At 64.3% G+C, this 21,258-nt stretch carries 21 protein-coding genes; 14 read left to right on the top strand and 7 right to left on the bottom strand.

The genetic code is table 11. From position 1 onward, the window contains the following. Positions 1 to 37 precede the first annotated feature (37 nt). From ROH8110_RS11865 to ROH8110_RS11880, 4 genes are all read left to right on the top strand, one after another. Positions 38 to 814, top strand: a complete 777-nt coding sequence (locus tag ROH8110_RS11865) for an ABC transporter ATP-binding protein (RefSeq protein ID WP_085818013.1) — start codon at positions 38 to 40, stop codon at positions 812 to 814. A gap of 27 nt (positions 815 to 841) precedes the next feature. Next, positions 842 to 1,558, top strand: a complete 717-nt coding sequence (locus ROH8110_RS11870) for a transporter substrate-binding domain-containing protein (RefSeq protein ID WP_085818014.1) — start codon at positions 842 to 844, stop codon at positions 1,556 to 1,558. A 68-nt stretch (positions 1,559 to 1,626) separates the two neighbouring features. Beyond that, complete coding sequence (locus ROH8110_RS11875) at positions 1,627 to 2,511, top strand: ABC transporter permease (protein WP_085818015.1); 885 nt, start codon at positions 1,627 to 1,629, stop codon at positions 2,509 to 2,511. Next, entirely contained in the window at positions 2,508 to 3,314 is an 807-nt protein-coding gene (locus ROH8110_RS11880) for an ABC transporter permease (protein ID WP_085818016.1), read from the top strand. The genes ROH8110_RS11875 and ROH8110_RS11880 overlap by 4 nt, the downstream gene beginning before the upstream one ends. A 132-nt stretch (positions 3,315 to 3,446) precedes the next feature. Here the strand turns inward: ROH8110_RS11880 and ROH8110_RS11885 are convergent, their stop codons facing one another. From ROH8110_RS11885 to ROH8110_RS11895, 3 genes are read right to left on the bottom strand one after another with little or no spacing between them, the layout of a single operon-like run. Next, positions 3,447 to 4,244, bottom strand: coding sequence for a DUF4336 domain-containing protein (locus tag ROH8110_RS11885; RefSeq protein WP_085818017.1), 798 nt, complete (start codon positions 4,242 to 4,244; stop codon positions 3,447 to 3,449). 3 nt (positions 4,245 to 4,247) lie between these two features. Continuing rightward, positions 4,248 to 4,796, bottom strand: a complete 549-nt coding sequence (locus ROH8110_RS11890; protein ID WP_085818018.1) for a peptidylprolyl isomerase — start codon at positions 4,794 to 4,796, stop codon at positions 4,248 to 4,250. Next, positions 4,789 to 5,295, bottom strand: coding sequence for a peptidylprolyl isomerase (locus tag ROH8110_RS11895; RefSeq protein ID WP_085818479.1), 507 nt, complete (start codon positions 5,293 to 5,295; stop codon positions 4,789 to 4,791). The genes ROH8110_RS11890 and ROH8110_RS11895 overlap by 8 nt, the downstream gene beginning before the upstream one ends. A 141-nt stretch (positions 5,296 to 5,436) precedes the next feature. Between ROH8110_RS11895 and ROH8110_RS11900 the strand changes: the two genes are divergently transcribed. From ROH8110_RS11900 to ROH8110_RS11940, 9 genes are all read left to right on the top strand, one after another. Continuing rightward, positions 5,437 to 6,621, top strand: a complete 1,185-nt coding sequence (locus ROH8110_RS11900; protein ID WP_085818019.1) for a phosphoglycerate kinase — start codon at positions 5,437 to 5,439, stop codon at positions 6,619 to 6,621. Positions 6,622 to 6,754: 133 nt separating this feature from the next. After that, positions 6,755 to 7,783 (top strand): fatty acid desaturase, encoded by a 1,029-nt coding sequence (locus ROH8110_RS11905; protein WP_245962866.1) that lies wholly within the window; start codon positions 6,755 to 6,757, stop codon positions 7,781 to 7,783. Positions 7,784 to 7,918: 135 nt separating this feature from the next. Next, positions 7,919 to 8,812 carry a fructose bisphosphate aldolase gene (locus ROH8110_RS11910; RefSeq protein ID WP_085818021.1) on the top strand — a complete coding sequence of 298 codons (894 nt, stop codon included), beginning with the start codon at positions 7,919 to 7,921 and terminating at the stop codon, positions 8,810 to 8,812. A gap of 185 nt (positions 8,813 to 8,997) precedes the next feature. Next, positions 8,998 to 10,314, top strand: a complete 1,317-nt coding sequence (locus tag ROH8110_RS11915) for a glutamine synthetase family protein (RefSeq protein ID WP_085818022.1) — start codon at positions 8,998 to 9,000, stop codon at positions 10,312 to 10,314. 99 nt (positions 10,315 to 10,413) lie between these two features. Continuing rightward, positions 10,414 to 11,091 carry a type 1 glutamine amidotransferase gene (locus ROH8110_RS11920; RefSeq protein ID WP_085818023.1) on the top strand — a complete coding sequence of 226 codons (678 nt, stop codon included), beginning with the start codon at positions 10,414 to 10,416 and terminating at the stop codon, positions 11,089 to 11,091. Between the two features lies 1 nt (position 11,092). Continuing rightward, entirely contained in the window at positions 11,093 to 12,451 is a 1,359-nt protein-coding gene (locus ROH8110_RS11925; protein WP_085818024.1) for a glutamine synthetase family protein, read from the top strand. An 18-nt stretch (positions 12,452 to 12,469) separates the two neighbouring features. Next, positions 12,470 to 13,774 (top strand): NAD(P)/FAD-dependent oxidoreductase, encoded by a 1,305-nt coding sequence (locus ROH8110_RS11930; RefSeq protein ID WP_085818025.1) that lies wholly within the window; start codon positions 12,470 to 12,472, stop codon positions 13,772 to 13,774. A gap of 296 nt (positions 13,775 to 14,070) precedes the next feature. Continuing rightward, entirely contained in the window at positions 14,071 to 14,379 is a 309-nt protein-coding gene (locus ROH8110_RS11935) for a hypothetical protein (protein WP_085818026.1), read from the top strand. Between the two features lie 150 nt (positions 14,380 to 14,529). Continuing rightward, a complete protein-coding gene (locus tag ROH8110_RS11940; RefSeq protein WP_085818027.1) occupies positions 14,530 to 15,738 on the top strand; it encodes a DegT/DnrJ/EryC1/StrS family aminotransferase in 1,209 nt (402 codons plus the stop codon). Positions 15,739 to 15,751: 13 nt separating this feature from the next. Here ROH8110_RS11940 and ROH8110_RS11945 read toward each other — a convergent pair whose 3' ends face one another. The 4 genes from ROH8110_RS11945 to phaC form a co-directional block, all read right to left on the bottom strand. After that, the gene (locus tag ROH8110_RS11945; protein WP_085818028.1) at positions 15,752 to 16,717 is read right to left on the bottom strand and encodes a LysR family transcriptional regulator; all 966 of its coding nucleotides are present in this window, start codon (positions 16,715 to 16,717) and stop codon (positions 15,752 to 15,754) included. A gap of 7 nt (positions 16,718 to 16,724) precedes the next feature. Then, positions 16,725 to 17,291 (bottom strand): polyhydroxyalkanoate synthesis repressor PhaR, encoded by a 567-nt coding sequence (gene phaR, locus ROH8110_RS11950; RefSeq protein WP_085818029.1) that lies wholly within the window; start codon positions 17,289 to 17,291, stop codon positions 16,725 to 16,727. Positions 17,292 to 17,438: 147 nt separating this feature from the next. Next, a complete protein-coding gene (locus ROH8110_RS11955; protein WP_085818030.1) occupies positions 17,439 to 17,885 on the bottom strand; it encodes a phasin, PhaP in 447 nt (148 codons plus the stop codon). Between the two features lie 142 nt (positions 17,886 to 18,027). Beyond that, positions 18,028 to 19,839 carry a class I poly(R)-hydroxyalkanoic acid synthase gene (gene phaC, locus ROH8110_RS11960; RefSeq protein WP_085818031.1) on the bottom strand — a complete coding sequence of 604 codons (1,812 nt, stop codon included), beginning with the start codon at positions 19,837 to 19,839 and terminating at the stop codon, positions 18,028 to 18,030. Positions 19,840 to 19,943: 104 nt separating this feature from the next. On the opposite strand from phaC, the gene phaZ reads away from it, so the two are divergent. After that, complete coding sequence (gene phaZ, locus ROH8110_RS11965; protein ID WP_085818032.1) at positions 19,944 to 21,251, top strand: polyhydroxyalkanoate depolymerase; 1,308 nt, start codon at positions 19,944 to 19,946, stop codon at positions 21,249 to 21,251. Positions 21,252 to 21,258 lie beyond the last annotated feature (7 nt).

A 21,258-nucleotide genomic window follows, 5' to 3' on the forward strand; every position in this document is an offset into this window, starting at 1 on the left:
TCGGGTCAGACCTGTCTGCAACCAACGGATACCGCCCTTGTCAGAACCCACGCCGGTCATCGAAATCCGCAACCTGCACAAAGCCTACGGTGCGCTTGAGGTCATCAAGGGCGTCGACATCACCGCCCATAGCGGCGACGTGGTCTCGCTCATCGGCTCTTCGGGTTCCGGCAAATCGACGATCCTGCGCTGCGCCAACCTTCTGGAGGACAGCCAGCAGGGCGATATCCTGTTCAAGGGCGAGCCGGTGAAATGGCGCGGCAGCGGGCTGCATCGTCACCCGGCGGATTTCAAACAGGTGCTGCGCATCCGCACCAATCTTTCGATGGTGTTTCAGCAATTCAATCTCTGGGCGCATCTGACCATCCTGCAGAACGTGATGGAAGCGCCCGTCACCGTACTGGGGCGCGACCGTGCCGAGGTCGAGGAGTCCGCGCGTCGTTACCTCGACAAGGTCGGCATCGGCGACAAATGCGATGCCTACCCCGCGCAGCTCTCAGGCGGCCAGCAACAGCGCGCCGCCATCGCCCGCGCGCTCTGCATGGAGCCCGAGGCACTGCTTTTCGACGAACCCACCAGCGCGCTCGACCCCGAACTCGAACAGGAGGTCGTGCGCGTCATCAAGGCCCTCGCCGCCGAGGGGCGCACCATGATGATCGTCACACATGACATGAAGATGGCAGCCGATGTCTCGGATCACGTCATCTTCCTGCACCAGGGGCTGATCGAAGAGGAGGGCTCGCCCGACACCCTCTTCGGCGCCCCCAAATCCGGGCGGCTGCAGCAGTTTCTCAGCTCGACGATGGCCGCCTGATCACATCAAGAAAAAGGGAGTAACCTCATGAAGAAAATCATTCTTTCTACCGCTGCTCTGGCCATCTCGGCCAGCATGGCGATGGCCCAGGATGTGGTGCGCCTCGGCACCGAGGGCGCCTACCCCCCGTGGAACTTCATCAATGATTCCGGCGAGGTGGACGGGTTCGAGCGCGAACTGGGCGACGAGCTCTGCAAGCGCGCCGAACTCAACTGCCAATGGGTCACCAATGACTGGGATTCGATCATCCCCAACCTCGTCTCGGGCAACTATGACGTGATCATCGCGGGCATGTCGATCACCGACGAACGCGACGAAGTGATCGACTTCACCCAGAACTACACGCCGCCCGATCCCTCGGCCTACCTTGCCATGTCCGAGGACGTCGATCTCGAAGGCGGCGTGATCGCGGCGCAGGCCGGAACGATTCAGGCCGGATATGTTGCCGAAAGCGGCGCGACCCTGGTCGAATTCGCCACCCCCGAGGAAACCATCGCCGCCGTGCGCAACGGCGAAGCCGACGCGGTGCTGGCCGACAAGTCCTTCCTCACCCCCGTCGCGGACGAAGATGCCGATCTCATGATCGTCGGCCCCGATGTGGCACTCGGCGGCGGCGTCGGCCTGGGCGTGCGTGAATCCGACCCTGAACTGAAGGCCACGCTCGACGCGGCGATCCAGTCCATGAAGGACGATGGCAGCCTCAATGCCATGATCGAGAAATGGGACGTCGCTTCGACCTTCTGAACCACTGAGGCGCGCCCGGCCCCGGCCGGGCGCGCCCTCGCCAAGGCGGAAACCAGCGGACGCACCCCATGTTCTCCTACTGCGCCGATCCAGACACGCTCTCCGGCCTGACCTGGCTGTCGTGTTACCTCACGACCGGCAAGCACATGCAGTTCTACCTCTCTTTCGGCACGGTGCTGCTGTTGCTGGCGATCACCGCCCCCTCGGCGCTGCTGTTCGGCTTCTTCGGCGCGGCCTCCGCGCGCTCTCGCATCTGGCCCGTCGCGTGGTTCGGCAAGGGCTATATCGCCATCGTGCGCGGCGTCCCCGATATTGCTTTCTTCCTCTTCTTCGTGATCGCTCTCGATCAGGGCTTCGAATGGGTCCGCCACCAGGTGCTCTGCCCCGATTGGGATCAGCCGATCCGCCAGGGCAATGATTTCATCGTCTGCGCCCAGGCCAAGCTGCCGCGCGGGAATACCGCGCAATGGGTTCACGAGGTCTATGGCTTCTTCCTCGCCGTGCTGACCTTCTCGATCGTGTTCGGCGCCTTTGCCGCCAATGTGCTGTTCGGAGCCATGCGCGCCGTGCCCCATGCGCAGATCGAAACCGCCGAAGCCTATGGCATGTCCCGCCGCCAGACCTTCTGGCGCATCCTCGTACCTCAGATGTGGGTCTATGCGCTGCCCGGCCTCAGCAATCTGTGGATGGTGCTGGTCAAGGCAACGCCGCTTCTGTTTCTCCTCGGGATCGAGGACATCGTCTATTGGGCGCGCAGTCTCGGCGGCACCGCCAACCCGCGCTTCACAGAGTATCCGCATGGCGACTGGCGGATGTGGTATTTCCTGGCCCTGCTGATCTTCTACCTCGGCTTCACGCGGATTTCCGAGATCTACCTTGAACGGCTGATGCTGAAACTGACCCGCGGACAGGCAACCAGCGGCGGCGAAGCGCAGCGAAAGGTCACCGCATGAGCTGCTGGCAGACAGTCCAGGACTACGGCCTGCGCAGCCTCGGGATCGGCGAGCGCCTGCTCCCGCGCGAAGGCTTCACCCTGTGCGAACAGGTGACTCTGATCGGCTCGGGGCTGCTCTGGAACATCTATTTCGGCGCGCTGGCGCTTCTGGCGGGGTTTTTCCTCGCAACTGCGCTGGCCGTGGGCAAGGGCGCCAAGAACCGGGCGATCCGCAAAAGCGCGAGCTGGTTCATCTTCGTCTTTCGTGGCTCGCCGCTCTTCATCCAGTTCTTCTTCGCCTATTTCGCCTTCCTGCAACTGAAATCCGTCAGTCCGGCCTTCGATCCCTTCACCTCGGCCTGGCTCGGGGCGCTGATCGTGCTGTTCTTCAACACCGCCGCCTATTCCGGCGAGATTTTCTACGGCGCGCTACGCTCAATCCCCAAGGGCGATATCGAGGCCGCCGACGCCTATGGCTTCTCGGGCTGGCCGCGCTTTCGCCGCATCGTCTGGCCAACCATGCTGCGCCTCGCCTGGCCGGCCTATACCAACGAGGCGATTTTCCTGTTTCACGCCACGACGCTGGTGTTCTTTTCCGGCTTCCCGGCCTGGCAGCAACGCGGCGATGCGCTCTACTATGCCAATTTCTTCGCCGACAAGACCTTCAATCCCTTCGTGCCCTACCCGATCCTTGCTGGCTATTTCATCCTGCTGACACTGGGAATCATCGCGTTTTTCGGTCTGATCAACCGCCGCCTCAACCGCCACCTGCCCCAGAGCGCGCGCCGTGGCCTGAAGCTCAGGATCAACATCATCCGCTAGGCGGGAATGGGGGCGCTGCCCCCGTCGCAGCAAGCTGCGACTCCCCCGAGGTATTTTTCGCCAGATGAAGGCAGCAGCGCGAGCCGCGTCTTGCTCGAAATACGCCCGCCGGAGGCATCCGGAACTGGCCGCTCAGCGCCGCCCGGCATCCCTCTCGCGCGCCTTCATGTCGCCGATCGCCTTGTCCCAGCGGCTGTGGTTCAGCACCTTGCGAAAGGCACGCTCCAGTTCGGCGACGCCGTTGCTCTCGTACCAACGGCCATGCGCGATAATGACACGTTCGGGCGCCCAGGCGATCATCCGCTCCAGATCCGTGCCCAATGCGGTCCGATCACGAAAGCTGCGCCGCATGTCGGGCGGCATGGTGCCATCGGGATCGTCGATCCCGGCGATCCAGACGAGCGGGCGCATCCAGACCGGCAGCTTGGCGGTCTCGAAGGCCTCGATCAGGTCGGTCAAGATGAGGGTCTGGCTGGCATGGTGAAAGAACACCGCCTCGCGATGCAGCTTGCTGCCGCGCACGATCATCTGCTCGATCTGACCGTCCCACGGCGCCTCGGCGCGATCCCATTGCAGCGTGTGGTCGATCCGCAGCGCAAGCCCCTTCTTGCGCGCACGCGCTTCCACACCCGGCGCGCCCCAGGCCTGCGCCTCGGGATAGGCGGCCTGCCAGTCATCGAGATGCGCGTAATGCAGCCAGTTCGGCGCGATCAGGTGACGGACCGGGCCGATCGCGTCAAGCTCGCGCCGCAGCCCGTCGGTCAGCCGCGTCGGCGAATGCACCCAGAGATCGCCATTCGCCAACAGCACCACGGTGGCGCGGGTCGAGAACGGCATTCCGAAAAAGCGGATCGCCGGCCCATCGATCAGCCAGAGCCCGTCGGCCACGGGTTTGAGCGTGTCGAGCGGCTCGTATCCCGTGGCCTGCATGGCCTACTCGGTGACCGTGACCGACTGCATCACGTCGGGTTTGCCGACGACCGAACCGTTTCGGCCCGCGCCGCGCTTGATCGCATCCACCACATCCATGCCATCCGTCACCTCGCCGACAACGGTATATTGCCCGTTGAGATGCGTCGCCGGGGCGAACATGATGAAGAACTGGCTGTTGGCGCTGTTCGGGTCCTGGCTGCGGGCCATGCCGATCACGCCGCGCTCGAAGGCGATATCCGAGAACTCGGCTTCAAGATCGGGGAGTTCGCTGCCGCCCATCCCGGCGCGGCGCATGTCGCCGCCCTCGAGCTTGCCGAACTCCACATCGCCCGTCTGAGCCATGAAGCCCTCGATCACGCGGTGAAACACCACGCCGTCATAAGCGCCTGCCTCGGCCAGCGCGGTGATCCGCTCCACATGCTGCGGGGCGACATCCTCGAAAAGGTCGATGGTGACGGTGCCATTGGCCTCGCCCGCCACTTCGACCTGCAAGCCGGTGGCCAGCGCCGGGCCGGCCATCAGGCTGAAAAGAACGGCCAGTTTACGCATCAGCCGCCACCTTCACGCTGATCATCCGATCGGGATTTGCGGGCGGCTCGCCGCGCGTGATCGCGTCCACATGCTCCATGCCGGAAATCACCCGCCCATAGACTGTGTATTGCCCGTTGAGGAAATGGTTGTCGCTGAAATTGATGAAGAACTGGCTGTTGGCGCTGTTCGGGTTCTGGCTGCGCGCCGCGCCGATGGTGCCGCGGTCATGGGGGATGCGGCTGAACTCGGCCTTGAGGTCCGGCAGATCGCTGCCCCCGGTGCCTGCCCGACCGGGATTGTAATCCTTTTCCATGTTCGCATTCGCCACATCGCCGGTCTGGGCCATGAAGCCGTCGATCACCCGGTGAAAGGCCACGTTGTCATACTGGCCGCTGCGCGCCAGCTCCTTCATCCGCTCGCAATGGCCCGGCGCGATGTCGGGCATCAGCTCGATGGTGACCGTGCCGTCCTTCAACTCGATCAGGACGGTGTTCTCGGGATCCTTGATTTCGGCCATCTGGCCCTCCTTCACTACACTTGTTGCCCGATACCTAAGACGCCACGCCGCGATTGCCAAGCGCAGAGCTTGACGCCCCGCCCCCGACAGGCCATGAGAAGCGCGCGTTTTGGTATGGCGACAGGAGCAGAACTGGTGGGCATGAGCTGGAAATCCCTCGACGACATGGATCTTGACGGCAAGACGGTGCTGACCCGCGTCGACATCAACGTTCCCATCGAGAACGGCCGCGTCACCGACGCCACCCGCATCACCCGCATCGCGCCCACCATCGAGGCGATCCTCGCGGCGGGCGGCAAGCCCATGCTGATCGCCCATTTCGGCCGCCCCAAGGGCAAGGTGGTGGATGAAATGTCACTGCGCCCGGTTGTGCCCGCGCTGGAAAAGGCGCTCGGGCGGCGCGTCACCTTCATCGAGACCCTCGACGGCGCCGAGAACCTCACCGACGAGGCCCGCGCCGCCGAGGTGCTGCTGCTCGAGAATATCCGCTTCCACCCCGGCGAAGAGGCCAATGACCCCGATTTCGCCGCGCGCCTGGCGGGCCTCGGTGACATCTACTGCAACGATGCCTTCTCTGCCGCCCATCGCGCCCATGCCTCGACCGAGGCGCTGGCGCGCCACTTGCCAAGCTGCGCCGGTCGCCTCATGCAGGCCGAACTCGAGGCGCTCGAGGCCGCGCTCGGCACGCCGCAGCGCCCTCTCGTGGCGGTGGTCGGCGGCGCCAAGGTCTCGTCCAAGCTCGACCTCCTGGGCAACCTCGTGGAACGGGTCGATCAACTGGTGATCGGCGGCGGCATGGCCAACACCTTTCTGGCCGCGCAGGGGCTGAGCGTGGGTAAATCGCTGTGCGAACACGAGATGGCCGACACCGCCCGCCAGATCATGACCAAGGCCGGGGCCGCGGGCTGCGAGATCCTGCTGCCCGCCGACGTGGTCGTGGCGCGCGAATTCAAGGCCGGTGCGGCGCATGAAACCGTGCCCGCCCATGCCTGCCCCGAGGATGCGATGATCCTCGATGCCGGGCCGCAATCGGTGGCCCGCATCACCACCGCCTTCGACGCTGCGCGCACGCTGATCTGGAACGGGCCGCTCGGCGCCTTCGAGATCGAACCCTTCGACGCCGCCACAAATGCCGCTGCCGCCCATGCCGCAGCACTCAGCCGCGCGGGCAAACTGGTGTCGGTGGCCGGGGGCGGCGATACCGTCGCGGCCCTGAACAAATCGGGCGCTGCGGCGGATTTCACCTATATATCGACCGCGGGCGGCGCTTTCCTTGAATGGATGGAAGGCAAGGATCTCCCCGGCGTGGCCGCACTCCAGACGTGAGACCGCCCCTGCCGGGTGCTGCACCCCGGCGCGGGACAGTGCGGCGGTATCTTTGCGCCTGCTTCAAAAAGACAGCTTTGCGAAGAGCCTCCGATCTTGTAACAGGTCGGCACAACAAATGAGAAAGCAGGCAATGCCCGATCAATCCGAAGCTGCCCGACAGCTTGGCGCGGCCCGTCCTGCACGGGACTGGATCCGAATCCTCGCAGAATATCGTGAACCCGACCCGCTGCGCAGTTCATTTGAACTCGCGGTCACGCTGGGGCCGTTCCTGATCCTATGGGCGCTTGCATGGTGGTCCATGTCGATCAGCTACTGGCTGACCGTTTCGCTGTCCCTCGTGAACGCGGGTTTCCTGCTGCGCCTCTTCGCCATCCAGCATGATTGCGGGCATGGCGCATTCTTTCAGAACCGGACCCTGAGCGACTGGCTCGGACGCGTGATTGGTGTCCTGACCCTCACACCCTATGACGTGTGGCGGCGCTCGCATTCGATTCACCACAGCTCGTCGGGCAATCTCGGGCGGCGCGGGATGGGCGACATCCATACCGTCACCGTCGCCGAATATCACGCACTCACGCCGCTCAACAAGCTGATCTACAGGCTCTATCGCAATCCCGTTGTCCTGTTCTGCCTCGGGCCGGGCTACCTGTTCCTGCTCCAGAACCGGTTGCCGCTGGGGCTGATGGGCAATGCCAGGTATTGGGTCAGCGCCATGTGCACGAATGCCGCGATCTTCGTCTGGGTCGCGCTTGTCCTCTATTTCGGCGGCCTCGTGCCGATCCTGCTGATCTTCCTGCCCTCGACACTTCTTGCGGCCACGGCCGGGGTCTGGCTGTTCTACGTGCAGCACCAGTTTGAAACGACCCATTGGGATGACGACGAGGACTGGCAGCTGCATGACGCCGCCCTCCACGGCAGCTCGCATTACGTGCTGCCGCCGGTGTTGCAATGGCTGAGCGCCAATATCGGCGTCCACCATGTGCACCACCTTTACAGCCGCATCCCCTTCTATCGCCTGCCCGAAGTCCTGCGCGATCATGCGGAACTGGCCCAAAGCAATCGCATGACGATCCGCGAAAGCCTTCATACCGTGCGGCTCAATCTCTGGGACGAGGAGTCCCGGCGCCTCATCTCCTTTGCTCAGGCCGGCACTCTCTGAAACCGGACCGCCACGCGCCACCCGTTAGCGCCACCACGATTGCATAAATGCGCCCCCTCGCCTAAGACGGCGCAGACCCTCGCGCGCGCAGGCGCGAGGCAGTAAAACAACGTCCATGAACCGGGGAGTCAGATCATGTCCAGGGAACGTCAGGCCGAGCAGGTCCGCAACGCAAACGGCTTTATCGCGGCGCTCGATCAGTCGGGCGGCTCGACCCCCAAGGCCCTGCGCCTCTATGGCATCGAAGAGGACCGCTACAGCTCGGATGCCGAGATGTTCGACCTCATCCACGAGATGCGCTCGCGCATCGCCCGTGCCCCGGCCTTCAGCGGCGATCACATCATCGGCGCGATCCTGTTCGAGATGACGATGGAGCGCGATATCGACGGCAAGCCCGCACCCGACTACCTCTGGCAGGAGCGCGGCGTGGTGCCCTTCCTCAAGGTCGACAAAGGGCTTGCGGACGAGGAAAACGGCGTCCAGCTGATGAAACCGATGCCCGATCTCGATGCGCTGCTCGAACGGGCGGTGAAGGCCGGGATCTTCGGCACCAAGATGCGGTCGGTCATCAACGCCGCCAATCCCGAAGGGATCAAGGCCGTTGTGGCGCAGCAATTCGAGGTCGGCCGCCAGATCCTCGGTCATGGCCTCGTGCCGATCATCGAACCCGAGGTCACGATCAGCATCGCCGACAAGGCCGAGGCCGAGGATATCCTGCGCGACGCCATCGCCGCCGAGCTCGATGCGCTGCCCGAGGATAGCCAGGTCATGCTCAAACTGACCCTGCCCGAGTCGGCGAATCTCTATGCGCCGCTCATCGCCCATCCGCGCGTGATGCGCGTGGTCGCGCTCTCGGGCGGCTATGCGCGCGACGAGGCCAATGCCCGGCTGGCGCGCAACACCGGCATGGTCGCAAGTTTCAGCCGCGCCCTGACCGAAGGGTTGTCTGACGCACAGACGGATGACGAGTTCAACGCCACGATCGGCGAGTCGATCCGCAGTATTTACGACGCATCCGTCGCGGGCTGAGGGCGCCAAAGGGGGGGGGGCGCTGCCCCCCGTCCCGGACAGGTCCGGGACTCCCCCCGGGATATTTTCGGAACAGAAGAAGGGCGCGGTCCGGCGCTCCGCGCGATATTTTGATCAAATTCTTGTGGCGTCCGGCGCAATGACGGATTAGCCTCTGGGAGCGCTGTTTTCAGGAGTGTTCCGCGATGGAGCTTGCCGATCATCCCACGATCCGGGTCGCCGCCTGCGACCTCAATGGCCAGATGCGCGGCAAGCGCATCCCCGGCGCCTATGCCTTGAAGCTCGATGCAGGCGCGGTCAGGATGCCGCTTTCCGTGCTCAACGTGGATATTTTCGGGGCCGATATCGAAGGCTCGCCGCTGGTCTTTGACTCGGGCGATGCGGATGGGGTGCTTTATCCCACAGGGCGCGGCCCGGTGCCCCTGCCCTGGCTCGATGCGCCCCAGCCGCTGGTGCCGATGGCCATGCACCACGAAGACGGCACGCCGTTCGAGGGCGACCCGCGCCATGCGCTCGTCGGGGTGCTGGACCGTTTCGGCGAGCGCGGCTGGCAGGTGATCGCCGCGACCGAACTGGAATTCACCCTGGTCGATGACAGCGGCGAGGCCCTTCGCCATGTGCGCGACCCGCGCTCGGGGCGCCGCCTCGAAGCGCCGGGGATCCTCTCGATGGCGCAGATGGATGCGTTCGACCCGTTCCTGACCGCGCTTTACGAGGCCTGCGCGGCCATGGGCATCCCGGCGCAGACAGCAACCAGCGAGGCCGGGATCGGCCAGTTCGAGGTGACTCTCGATCACCAGGACGCACTGCGCGCCGCCGACGATACCTGGCTCTTCAAGACCTTGATCAAGGGGCTGGCGCACCGGCACGGGTTTTCCGCCAGCTTCATGGCCAAGCCCTTCAGCAATGACGCGGGCAACGGGATGCACCTGCATTTCTCGGTGCTGGATGGCGACGGGCGCAATGTCTTCGACGATGGCGGCGCCAAGGGCACCGACACACTGCGCGCCGCAGTGGCGGGCTGCCTTGCGGCACTGCCCGCTTCGACCCTGGTCTTTGCGCCCCATGCCAACAGCTACGCGCGCCTCGTCCCCGGCTCGCACGCGCCGATCAGCGCCGCCTGGGCCTATGAGAACCGCACCGCCGCGCTCCGCATCCCCGGCGGCCCGCCCGCGGCGCGCCGCATCGAGCACCGCGCCGCCGGGGGCGACATCAACCCCTATCTCAGCTTCGCCACCATCCTCGGCGCCGCGATCACCGGGGTCGAGGAAGGGATGGAGCCCCCCGACCCGATCACCGGCAACGCCTATGAGCACGACCTGCCGCGCATGGCCTCGGACTGGGAAGCCGCGATCGACCGTTTCGAGGGCGACCCGCTGCTCGCCACATTCCTCCCCCGCGAACTCATCGCCAACCTGGTGATGACCAAGCGCCAGGAATTGCGCCTGATGCGCGACATCGCCCCCGAAGCCCAGTGGAAAACCTATCTCGAAACGGTGTAAGCTGTGGCGCAAGGCACCATCCCGTCAGCGTGCAAGCGAGGGGCTTGCCCGCGCCTCCGGCCTGGGTTAGCCTGAATTTGATCAAATTATGGAGCTCCCATGAAGATCGGGATTCTGCAGACCGGACATGCCATTGATATCGTGCGCCGTGAACTGGGCGATTATGACGCCATGTTCGCGCGCCTGCTCGAAGGGCATGGCTTTAGCTACCAGACCTGGAACGTCGTCGACGAGGACTATCCTGACAGCCCCGCCGACGCCGATGGCTGGCTCATCACCGGCTCCAAGCACGGCGCCTATGAGGACCACCCCTGGATCGCCCCGCTCGAGTCGTTCATCCGCGCGGTCTATGCCGATGGCCGCCCGCTGGTGGGGGTCTGTTTTGGCCACCAGATCATCGCCCAGGCCCTTGGCGGCAAGGTGGTGAAGCATCCCGGCGGATGGGTCATCGGGCGCACCGAATACGAGATCGAGGGCGCGCATCTGCCGCTCAATGCCTGGCACCAGGACCAGGTGGTGGAGCTGCCGCGGGATGCCGAGGTGATCGGCAGCAACGACGCCTGCGCCTATGCCGCGCTGCTTTACGGCAACCGCGCCTACACGATCCAGCCGCATCCCGAGTTCACCGCGCATATGATCGGTCAGCTGCTTCGCCATCGCGGCCCCGGCGTGGTGCCAGACCCCCTTCTGCAACAGGCCGAAACCCAACTCGATGCCCCGATCGCAAGCGACGCCATCGCCGAACGCATCGCCGCATTCTTCAAACAGGAGCGCTGACATGGCCGACTGGACAGACACCCTTCCCGAGGCGGCGCAGGCCTATCTCGAAGGCCGCCGCCTCGACGAGGTGGAATGCATCATCGCCGACCTGCCCGGCATCGCCCGCGGCAAGGCGGTCCCGGCGTCGAAATTCGCCCGCCAGCAGCATTTCCACCTGCCGGATTCGATCTTCTTCCAGACCATCACCGGCGACTGGGGCGAGGCGGCGGGCGACGAGGGCTTCATCGAACGCGACATGATCCTCAAGCCCGACATGTCCACCGCCACCGCCGCCCCGTGGACCGGCGACTGGACCCTTCAGGTGATCCACGACGCCTATAACCGCGACGGCAAGCCGATCCCCTTCGCCCCGCGCAACGTGCTCAAGCGGGTGGTCGATCTCTACCGCAAACACGGCATGAACCCCGTGGTCGCGCCGGAAATGGAATTCTTCCTTGTGGCGCGCAACCTCGATCCGGCCAAGGCGATCGAGCCGATGATGGGCCGCTCGGGCCGGCCCGCCGCCGCGCGTCAGGCCTATTCCATGACCGCCGTGGACGAATTCGGCCCGGTGATCGACGACATCTATGATTTCGCCGAGGCCCAGGGATTCGAGATCGACGGCATCACCCAGGAAGGCGGCGCCGGACAGCTGGAAATCAACCTGCGCCACGGCGACCCGGTCAAGCTGGCGGATGAAGTGTTCTATTTCAAACGCCTGATCCGCGAGGCCGCGCTCAAGCATAACTGCTTCGCCACCTTCATGGCCAAGCCGATCGAGGACGAGCCGGGCAGCTCGATGCATGTGCACCACTCGATCCTTGATCCCGAGACCGGGCGCAACCTCTTCGTCGGCCCGCAGGGCGGCGAAACCGACGCGTTCTTCCACTTCATCGGCGGCCTGCAGAAACACCTGCCCGACGCCGTGGCCGTGCTGGCGCCCTACGTCAATTCCTACCGCCGCTACGTCAAGGACCACGCCGCGCCGATCAACCTGGCCTGGGCGCGCGACAACCGCACCACCGGCATCCGCGTGCCGCTCTCCCCGCCCGAGGCGCGACGGGTCGAAAACCGGATGGCCGGGATGGATTGCAACCCCTATCTCGGCATCGCCGCCAGCCTGGCGTGCGGGCTTCTGGGGATGATGAACGAAACCCGCCCCGACGCCCAATTCAAGGGCGATGCCTATGAGGGCGAACCCGATATCCCCCGCGTGCTCGGCGAGGCGCTCGACATGTTCGACGAGGCCACCGACCTGCATGACATCCTGGGACCGGAATTCGCCCGCGTTTATTCCATCGTGAAACGCGCCGAATACGAGGAATTCCTTCAGGTCATCAGCCCCTGGGAGCGCGAACACCTTCTGATGAACGTCTGAGAGCGGACCGCCCGACCCATGAATCTGCTCTTCGCCAATGACCGGCAGGGCCAGTATCCCGACAGCTGGTATACCGCCACCGCCCGCCCGCTCGATGCTTTCGCGCCGCTGCGCGGACAGGCCAGGGCCGATGTCTGTATCATCGGTGCGGGCTATACCGGGCTGTCGGCGGCGCTGCACCTGGCCGAGGCCGGGCTCGACGTGGTGCTGCTCGAGGCGCATCGCGTCGGGTTCGGCGCCTCCGGGCGCAATGGCGGACAGCTTGGCTCGGGCCAGCGGATGGAACAGGACGCGCTGGAAGAGCTGGTCGGCCCGGACGATGCCGCAAAGCTCTGGGATCTGGCCGAAGACGCCAAGGCGCTGGTGAAATCCCTGATCGCGCGCCACCGGATCGATTGCGATCTGAAACCCGGCATCGCGCACATGTGCTTTTCCGAGGCCGAGACCGCCGCCGAACATGCCTATGCCGACCATCTCGCCACGCGCTACGGCTATGGCGAACTGCAAAAGCTGGATCGCGACGCCGCGCAGGCGATCTGCCCCTCGCCGCGCTATGTCGGCGGCTCGCTCGACATGAGCGCGGCGCATCTCCATCCGCTCAACTACGCGCTCGGGTTGGCGCGCGCGGCGCGGGACGCCGGGGTGCGCATCCATGAAAACACGCTGGTCTCGCAGGTCCACAAGGGCAGCCCGGCGCGCGTTCAGGCCGGGCATGGCGCGGTCAGCGCCGATCACGTGATCTTCGCCTGCAACGGCTATCTTGGCGGTCTTGAACCCAAGGTCGCGGCCCGCGTCATGCCGATCAACAATTTCATCGCCGCGACAGAACCCCTTGGCGACGAGGCCGCCCGCGTGCTGACCCGCGACATCGCCGTGGCCGACAGCAAGTTCGTGGTGAATTACTTTCGCCTCAGCTCCGACAAGCGCCTGCTCTTCGGCGGCGGCGAAAGCTATGGCTACCGCTTTCCGCGCGATATCGGTGCCACCGTGCGCAAGCCGATGGCGCAGATTTTCCCGCATCTTGCGGATGTGCGGTTCGATTACACCTGGGGCGGCACGCTCGGAATCACCATGAAGCGCATGCCTTACCTCACGCGCCCCGCGCCCAACATGCTGTCGGCCTCGGGCTATTCCGGTCACGGTGTCGGCAGCGCCACCCATGCGGGCAAGCTGATGGCCGACGCGATCCGCGGTCAGGCCGACGGTTTCGACACCATGGCGCGCGTGCCCGCACCCGGCTTTCCGGGCGGCAGCGCGCTGCGTTCGCCGCTTCTGGTGCTGGCGATGACATGGTTCGCCATGCGCGACCGCTTGGGCGTCTGAACGCGCCGCGCGCCACTCACCGTGTCGTGTCCGCATCGTGTTCCGCCCGAACCGCGCATGATTTCAGACACCGGATGCAGCGCCGGGCTTTCTCGCACTGGACGCTGATTTTTACATACATATCAATAGTCTGTCTTGTCTCACACCGATCGCGCCACCCCCCTCACGCACCGATAACAGACTTCACACGCGGCCCTGCTCACGGCCCGCCTCACCGATCCGTGTTCCAGTCGTGTTTTGCCCCATGCCCCTCCCCCCATAGCTTGTAGTCAGCGAAACCGAAAAAGGAGACAGACATGACCAGAACGACACATACCCCGACCCGCGGTCTTGGCGCCCTCGTCATCGGCGCGACCCTCGCGGCCACCGTCGCCCTGCCCGTCAGCGCGATGGACTACAGCCAGATCGAAATGATGCCCCGCCATTACAGCGAGGCCAGCTTCAACCAGCTGAGCGAGCACGACATCCACATGATCGACGTCGCCCAGAAGCGCGGCCAGCGTGTGCTGATCGGCGACCGCACCCCCTCCGAGAGCCGTGCCTATGTCGACCAGGCCCTCAATTCGGGCGACGGCATGATGCAGGTCACGCGCTCGGGCTCGTAACCCGCACGCCACTCGCGACCCTTCGGGCGCCCCTCAGCGGGCGCCCGATGCGTTTTACCGCCGTGGCACCCTGTCACAGAGATTTCGCTTGGGCCGCGCGCGGATATGTTTTAGTTTTCCCGAAAACACACTTCAGGAAAGCCGAAGAAGATGACCCTTCCGCCCAATGCCTTCGACGCCGAACCCATCCCCGAAGCCGCCCGCGCCGAAATCGACCGGATGCTGCAGTCGGGTGACCTCTTCCGCTATACAGCGCCGCAGGATGCGCCGGTGACCCTGCTCGAGCAGGAATTCGCCGCCCATATGGGCACCCGCTACGCATTGGCGGTCTCGTCCTGCTCAGCGGCCCTGTTCCTCTCGCTCAAGGCGCTCGGCCTGCCGCGCGACGCGCGCGTGCTGATCCCCGGTTTCACCTTCGCCGCGGTCCCCTCCTCGGTGATCCATGCCGATTGCATCCCCGTCCTGTGCGAGGTCGGCGAGAACTACCGCATCGACGTCGCCGATTTCACCGCCCGGCTGGACGATGTGCAGGCGGTCATCGTCAGCCACATGCGCGGCCATACCAGCGACATGGACGCGATCATGTCGCTCTGCGCCGCCCGCGACATCCCCGTGATCGAGGACGCGGCCCATTCGCTCGGCACTACGTGGGCGGGGCGCAAGATCGGCACGATCGGGCGAGTCGGCTGCTTCAGCTTCCAGTCCTACAAGCTGCTCAATGCCGGCGAAGGCGGGATCCTCGTGACCGACGATGCCGACCTGGTGGCCCGCGCCGTCATCATGTCCGGCGCCTATGAACACAACTGGGCCAAGCATATGGGCCGCGACGATCCCGACCTCGCCGCCGCCTTCGCCCGCTGGCAGAACCGCCTGCCCCTCTATAACCTGCGCATGAACAACCTCAGCGCCGCGATCATTCGCCCGCAGCTGGCCGAGATCCCCCGCCGCGTCGCCGACGGGCGCACCAATCACGACCATGTCGCGGCGAAACTCAATGCCAGCCCCTGGCTACAGGTCCCGCCGAAGCTCGCCCCCGAAGAGCGCGCGCCGGATTCGATCCAGTTCAACCTGATCGCCATGAGCGACGCCGACGCCAGCGCCTTTGCCAGCGCCGCCCAGGCGCGTGGCATCAAGGTGCAGATCTTCGGCCTGTCCACCGACAACGCCCGCGCCTTCTGGAACTGGGGCTTCCTGCCGCAGGATCCCGGCCCGCTGCCGCGCACCCGCGCCATGCTGATGCGCGCCTGCGACGTGCGCCTGCCCGCGCGCCTCCAGCGCCCCGAACTCGATCTGATCGCCGATGCACTGATCGCCGCCGCACGCGACGTGATGGGCGAAGCGCGCAGCTACGGCACATGAACGCGCAGGTGCCTCACAGCACCGTCAGCGTTTTCTCAAGGAACGGATAGCGCGCGATCGCCGGGTCCACGATGCGCTCCTGAAGGATCGGGCGCAGCGTTCCGGCGACGCTGGCGGGCATTTCGCCCAGGATATCCTTGCGCGCGGTCAGGCTGATGGTGCGCGACAGCGGCTCGAACGGCAGCTCCATCACATCGATCTGGTCGGCAAAACGGCGCGCCCGCATCAGGGCCAGCGGCGGCAGGATGGTCCACCCCGCCCCCTGCCCGACCAGCGCCATGATGGCGTGATAGCTGTCTATTTCGAACCGGTGGCGCAGGGTCATGCTCTGGCGCGTCAGATGCGCACTGACCAGCCGCCCCATGTAATGGCGCTGCGTGTAAAGCACGAGCGCCATGCGCTTCAGCTGGCGCAGCACGTCCTTTTGCGGGTCGATCGCCCCCTTGGGCGTCACCACCACGAATCCCTCGCGCAGCACCGGGTGCACCTCGGCCCAATCGCCCGGCGTGCCCAGATCGGCGCCCACAATCACATCCAGCGCCCGCTGGTCCAGCAGATCGAACAGGTAATGGCTCGCGCCGGTCTCCAGCAGGAACTGACAGCCGCGCATCTCGGTCGCCATATGCGTCAGTAATCGCGGCGTCACATCGGCCTCGAAATCCTCGATCATGCCCAGCCGGAACCGGGTCAGCATCGACAGGTCGGACATCGCCAGTTCGGCGCGCGCCTGCGTCGCCTCGTTCAGGATCACCTGCGCATGGCGCTTCATGATCTCGCCCGCCGGCGTCAGGCGCACGGGGCGCGCGTTGCGCTGCAACAGCGTCGCGCCCACCGCGCTTTCAAGGTTGGTCAATTGCTGGCTCACCGCCGAGGGGCTCGCCCCCAGGCGCTTGGCCGCTGCCGAAATCGAGCGTTCATCGGCGGCCGCCATGAACACTTCGATACCCCAGAGCGTTATCCGGCCCGGACTGTCGACCATCACCCGGTCACTTGTGCATCTTCGACAGTTTTTCCTGCAATTCCGCAAGCTGCTTGCGAATCTCGCTCAGGTCTTCGTCCTCTCCTGCCGCCGCCGACGGCTTGGACTCCTCGCGCTCGGGGCCGCTCTTGAGGCCGCCCATCCCGCCCGTGACCGCCTTCATGAAGGCCTCTTGCTGGGCGCGCATCGCCTCCATGCCCGGCATGCTGGCCAGCGGATTATTCTTGGTCATGTTCTCCATCATCGCCGATTGCCCTTCGCGCAGCATCTCGAAGCTGGCGGCCAGGAACTCAGGGACGACGCTGGTGGCCTGGGTGGTATAGCTGCGCACCAGATCGGTCAGAACGCTGATCGGCAGCACGCTTTCACCGCGGCTTTCGTGTTCGGCGACGATCTGCAACAGGTATTGCCGGGTCAGGTCGTCACCCGATTTCAGGTCGATGATTTGCACTTCGCGCCCGTCGCGGATGAACTCCGCGATATCTTCCAGCGTCACGTAATCCGATGTCTCGGTATTATACAGACGGCGGCTGGCGTAGCGTTTGATCAGTAACGGTTTCTCTGTCTCGGCCACTGCGCGGTCCTCCCGGATGTTTCAGCGCTGCAGCATAGCTTATGCCAGTGCAGAATAAAAAGAAAGGGCGAGCCGCAATTGGCTCGCCCTTGTCATACCGGCCCTCTCAGGGAGGAGGAGGAGATCAGGCCGTATGTCTGTTACCGCTTACTTGGCGGCGCCTGCTTTCTTGGCAGCAGAAGTCACCTCGTCGGTGGCTTTCTTGACGGCCTTGGCGGCGTCTTCCTGCATGTCCTTGCCGGCGCTCATCATCAGTTCGACGGTGTCCATCTGAACTTTCTTGGCGATTTCGGCGAAGGCGGCCATGTTCTCGGCGGCCACTTCGGCGTTTGCCGATGCGAAATCGGTCATTGCCTTGGCATAGTCAGCCGGCTCGGCTTTGGCTTTGCTCATCTCGGTCATCTTGGACAGGGTCTCTTTGGCCCATTTGCTCGAGATGTCGGCCGATTTCTCTGCCGCGTCCAGCGCCACACCCGAGAGCTTCTCGCTCAGGGCTGCCTGGCTGTTGAAGGCGTCTTCCATCGCTTTGGTGTCGACGGGGAATGCGCCCATGATGTCTTTCATGACGGTGCTGAAGTCTTGTGCTTTGGCCATTGGTAAATCCAATCCTTGATTGCTTTGCATTGCTGCGAGTTGTTTCGCACGTTTCTGCGTCTGCAAACAATATGCGCGCTGCAGCGCAGAAAATCAACCCCAATTTGCTGCACTGCAGCATAAATATGGAAGTGCAATGAAATCAGTCGCTTGACTTGGTTTTTACATAGGTTCCAGGCGCCGGAGCCAGCGGCGGATGGGCCGAATCGCCGGGTGTCCTAGCGTCAACTTTCTTGCCCGAACGCCTGCGCAGCCAGGCCTCCCAGCGCGGCCACCATGACCCCTCGTTGAAGGTCGCGCCCGCCATCCAGGCCTCGGCATCCCCGCTCAGGTCGTCATTGGTGTAATGGCCGTATTTCTTCTTCGAGGGCGGGTTGACGATCCCCGCGATATGGCCCGACTGCGACACGATGAAATCGCGCTGGCGGGCGCCGGTCTGGCGAAACCCGCGATAGCAGTCCTTCCAGGGGGCGATGTGATCGCTCTGGCAGGTCACCGACATCAGCGGGATTTTCACATCCTTGATATGGAGCCGCTCGCCGCACAGGTCGAACCCCTCGTTGACGAATGCATTCTGCTGGCACAGCCCGCGCAGATACTCGACCGTCATGCGCCCCGGCAGGTTCGCGCCGTCGCCGTTCCAGAACAGAAGGTCGAATGCCGGCGGCGCCTCGCCCATCATGTAGCTGCGCACGGCGGGCTGATAGATCAGGTCGTTCGAGCGCAGGAACGACATCGTGCGCGACATGATGAACGAGCGCAGAACCCCCTGTTCGGCGACCTCCCTCTCGATCCCGTCGACGAAATCATTCTGAAGGAATGGCGTGAACTCGCCCTGCTCCGAGAAATCCGTGAGCGCGGTGAAGAACGTCGCCGAGCGCACCGATTTGTCGCCCCGCTTCGCCAACAGCGCCAGCGCCAGGTGCAGCGTCGTGCCCGCGATGCAATACCCCACCGCGTTGACCTGCTTGGTGTTGCAGATCGCCTTGGCCTCGCGGATCGCGGTCATGAACCCTTCTTCGACGTAATCCGCCATTCCCACATCGGCATAGCTGGCATCCGGGTTTACCCAACTCACCACGAACAGCGTATAGCCCTGCTCGGTGATCCACTTGATCAGGCTGTTCTCGGGCTTGAGATCGAGGATGTAATACTTGTTGATCCAGGGCGGAAAGATCACCACCGGCGTTTCATGCACCTGCTCGGTCGCGGGCGCATACTGGATCAGCTCCATCATCCGGTTACGATAGACCACCTCGCCCGGCGTGGTGGCGATGTTGCGGCCCAGTTCGAACGCGCTCTCATCCGCCAGCCGCACCAGCATCTCGCCGTGATTGGCCTCAAGATCCGCCACCAGGTTCTCCAGCCCCCGCACCAGGCTCTCGCCCTCGGTCTCCACCGCCTTTTCCAGCGCGTCGGGATTGGTGCCCAGGAAATTCGTCGGACTCATCATGTCGATGATCTGGCGCGAGAAATACTCCAGCCGCCGCTTTTCGACCGGATCGAGATCATCCACCTCCTGCACCGCGTCCCGGATCGCGCGGGCATTGAGCGCATATTGCTGCTTCACGTAATGAAAGAACGGATGCGTCTCCCACAGCGGATTCGCGAATCGCTTGTCGCCCTTCAGCGATTCATCCACATCCGTCAGCTCGCCGGGCTCCGGCGCATGGCCCTGCACCAGCTGTTGTTGCGCCTCAACGAAGTGGCGCACCGATTCGCCCCAGTACTGCAACTGCCGCTCATAGAGCTTGCCGGGGTTTTCCAGCATCTCGGCCCAATAGGACGACGCCGCACGCGCGAACAGCTCCTGCGACGGGCCGCTCAACCCCGGATTGGGCGGGTTTCTTGCGGAAAGCGCCTTGATCAACCGTTGCGACAACTCCTCGATCCGCGCCAGATTCTCGGTCATTTTATCGAGAGTCTCACCCGCGACCTCCTCATTCGTTGCCATATTCACGAATCCCTTTTAAGTTTCTGCTATGCAGCATACCGTCCACCTTCCGGCCGGACAGTGCGGCGAAACGAACCGATCCGCCGGTTCAGAAGGAGACGTCGATGCGTTACATGATGACATATGACCTGATGGAAACCTTCCGGAACACGAACCAATGGTTGGGCGCATCGGCCCTGTCGATTGCATCCTATCCGGTTTTCGCCATGACGCCAAACCCCGCGCTGCAATGGATGGCCGCCTGGGGCGAGGTTACGGAACGCACCTTTCAGCGCATGACAGCCCGGCCCGACTGGGGCATCGAATCCATCACCGGCGAAGACGGGCGCGATCACCTGATCAATATCGAAACCGTGGTCGAGGCCCCTTTCGGCGACCTCATCCATTTCGACGTCGCCGGACGCGACGAGATGGACCGCCGCGTGCTTCTGGTGGCGCCGATGTCGGGTCACTACGCGACTCTCCTGCGCTCGACCGTGCGCTCGTTGCTGCCCGATTGCGAAGTCTATGTCACCGATTGGCACAATGCCCGCGACATCCCGGTTTCCGCCGGCCGCTTCGACATCGAGGACTACACCCTCTACCTGATGGATTTCATGCGCGCGCTCGGCAACGACCTGCATGTCATCGCCGTCTGTCAGCCCGCGCCCCTGACCCTGGCCGCCACCGCCTACCTCGCTGAACTCGAACCTGAATCCCAGCCCCGCTCGCTGACCCTGATCGGCGGCCCGATCAACCCCGACGCCACCCCGACCGACGTGACCGATTTCGGCCGCCGCGTCACGATGGGCCAGCTCGAGGAAACCATGATCCAGCGCGTCGGCTTCAAGCACAAGGGCGTCGGGCGCTCGGTCTATCCGGGTCTCCTGCAACTTTCCTCCTTCATGTCGATGAACGGCGAACGCCACGCCAAGGCGTTTTCCGATCAGATCCTGCGCGTCAGCCGCGGCGAGGCCAGCGACCGCGACCCGCACAACAAGTTCTACGACGAGTATCTCGCCGTCATGGACATGCCCGCGGAATTCTACCTGTCCACGGTGGAACGCATCTTCAAGGACCTCGAAATCGCGCGCAATGCCTTCACCGTGCGCGGCCACAAGGTCGATATCGGCGCGATCACCAAGGTCGCGGTCAAGACAGTCGAGGGTGCCAAGGATGACATCTCGGCCCCCGGTCAATGCGTCGCCGCGCTCGATCTTCTGACCGGCCTGCCCGACAGCATGAAGGCCAGCCATGTCGAGCCCGAGGCCGGGCATTACGGCATCTTCGCCGGGCGCAGCTGGCGCAACAATATCCGCCCGCTGGTTCTGGATTTCATCGACGCCAATTCCGAAGCACCGGCGCAGCGCAACCGCACCGCACCGCGCAAGAAGAAAAAGAAGGACGGCGCCAGGAAATCCAAGGCGGCCTGAGAAATCC

It is taken from the genome of Roseovarius halotolerans (assembly GCF_900172255.1).
Taxonomy (GTDB): domain Bacteria; phylum Pseudomonadota; class Alphaproteobacteria; order Rhodobacterales; family Rhodobacteraceae; genus Roseovarius; species Roseovarius halotolerans.

Coding starts and splice junctions, on each gene's coding strand:
- ROH8110_RS11925 (WP_085818024.1), top strand. CDS start 11,093: ATGGCCGACTGGACAGACACCCTTCCCGAGGCGGCGCAGGCCTATCTC.
- ROH8110_RS11895 (WP_085818479.1), bottom strand. CDS start 5,295: ATGGCCGAAATCAAGGATCCCGAGAACACCGTCCTGATCGAGTTGAAG.
- ROH8110_RS11955 (WP_085818030.1), bottom strand. CDS start 17,885: ATGGCCAAAGCACAAGACTTCAGCACCGTCATGAAAGACATCATGGGC.
- phaZ (WP_085818032.1), top strand. CDS start 19,944: ATGCGTTACATGATGACATATGACCTGATGGAAACCTTCCGGAACACG.
- ROH8110_RS11890 (WP_085818018.1), bottom strand. CDS start 4,796: ATGCGTAAACTGGCCGTTCTTTTCAGCCTGATGGCCGGCCCGGCGCTG.
- ROH8110_RS11930 (WP_085818025.1), top strand. CDS start 12,470: ATGAATCTGCTCTTCGCCAATGACCGGCAGGGCCAGTATCCCGACAGC.
- phaC (WP_085818031.1), bottom strand. CDS start 19,839: ATGGCAACGAATGAGGAGGTCGCGGGTGAGACTCTCGATAAAATGACC.
- ROH8110_RS11870 (WP_085818014.1), top strand. CDS start 842: ATGAAGAAAATCATTCTTTCTACCGCTGCTCTGGCCATCTCGGCCAGC.
- ROH8110_RS11940 (WP_085818027.1), top strand. CDS start 14,530: ATGACCCTTCCGCCCAATGCCTTCGACGCCGAACCCATCCCCGAAGCC.
- ROH8110_RS11900 (WP_085818019.1), top strand. CDS start 5,437: ATGAGCTGGAAATCCCTCGACGACATGGATCTTGACGGCAAGACGGTG.
- ROH8110_RS11875 (WP_085818015.1), top strand. CDS start 1,627: ATGTTCTCCTACTGCGCCGATCCAGACACGCTCTCCGGCCTGACCTGG.
- ROH8110_RS11910 (WP_085818021.1), top strand. CDS start 7,919: ATGTCCAGGGAACGTCAGGCCGAGCAGGTCCGCAACGCAAACGGCTTT.
- ROH8110_RS11935 (WP_085818026.1), top strand. CDS start 14,071: ATGACCAGAACGACACATACCCCGACCCGCGGTCTTGGCGCCCTCGTC.
- ROH8110_RS11905 (WP_245962866.1), top strand. CDS start 6,755: ATGCCCGATCAATCCGAAGCTGCCCGACAGCTTGGCGCGGCCCGTCCT.
- ROH8110_RS11885 (WP_085818017.1), bottom strand. CDS start 4,244: ATGCAGGCCACGGGATACGAGCCGCTCGACACGCTCAAACCCGTGGCC.
- ROH8110_RS11880 (WP_085818016.1), top strand. CDS start 2,508: ATGAGCTGCTGGCAGACAGTCCAGGACTACGGCCTGCGCAGCCTCGGG.
- ROH8110_RS11915 (WP_085818022.1), top strand. CDS start 8,998: ATGGAGCTTGCCGATCATCCCACGATCCGGGTCGCCGCCTGCGACCTC.
- ROH8110_RS11920 (WP_085818023.1), top strand. CDS start 10,414: ATGAAGATCGGGATTCTGCAGACCGGACATGCCATTGATATCGTGCGC.
- ROH8110_RS11945 (WP_085818028.1), bottom strand. CDS start 16,717: ATGGTCGACAGTCCGGGCCGGATAACGCTCTGGGGTATCGAAGTGTTC.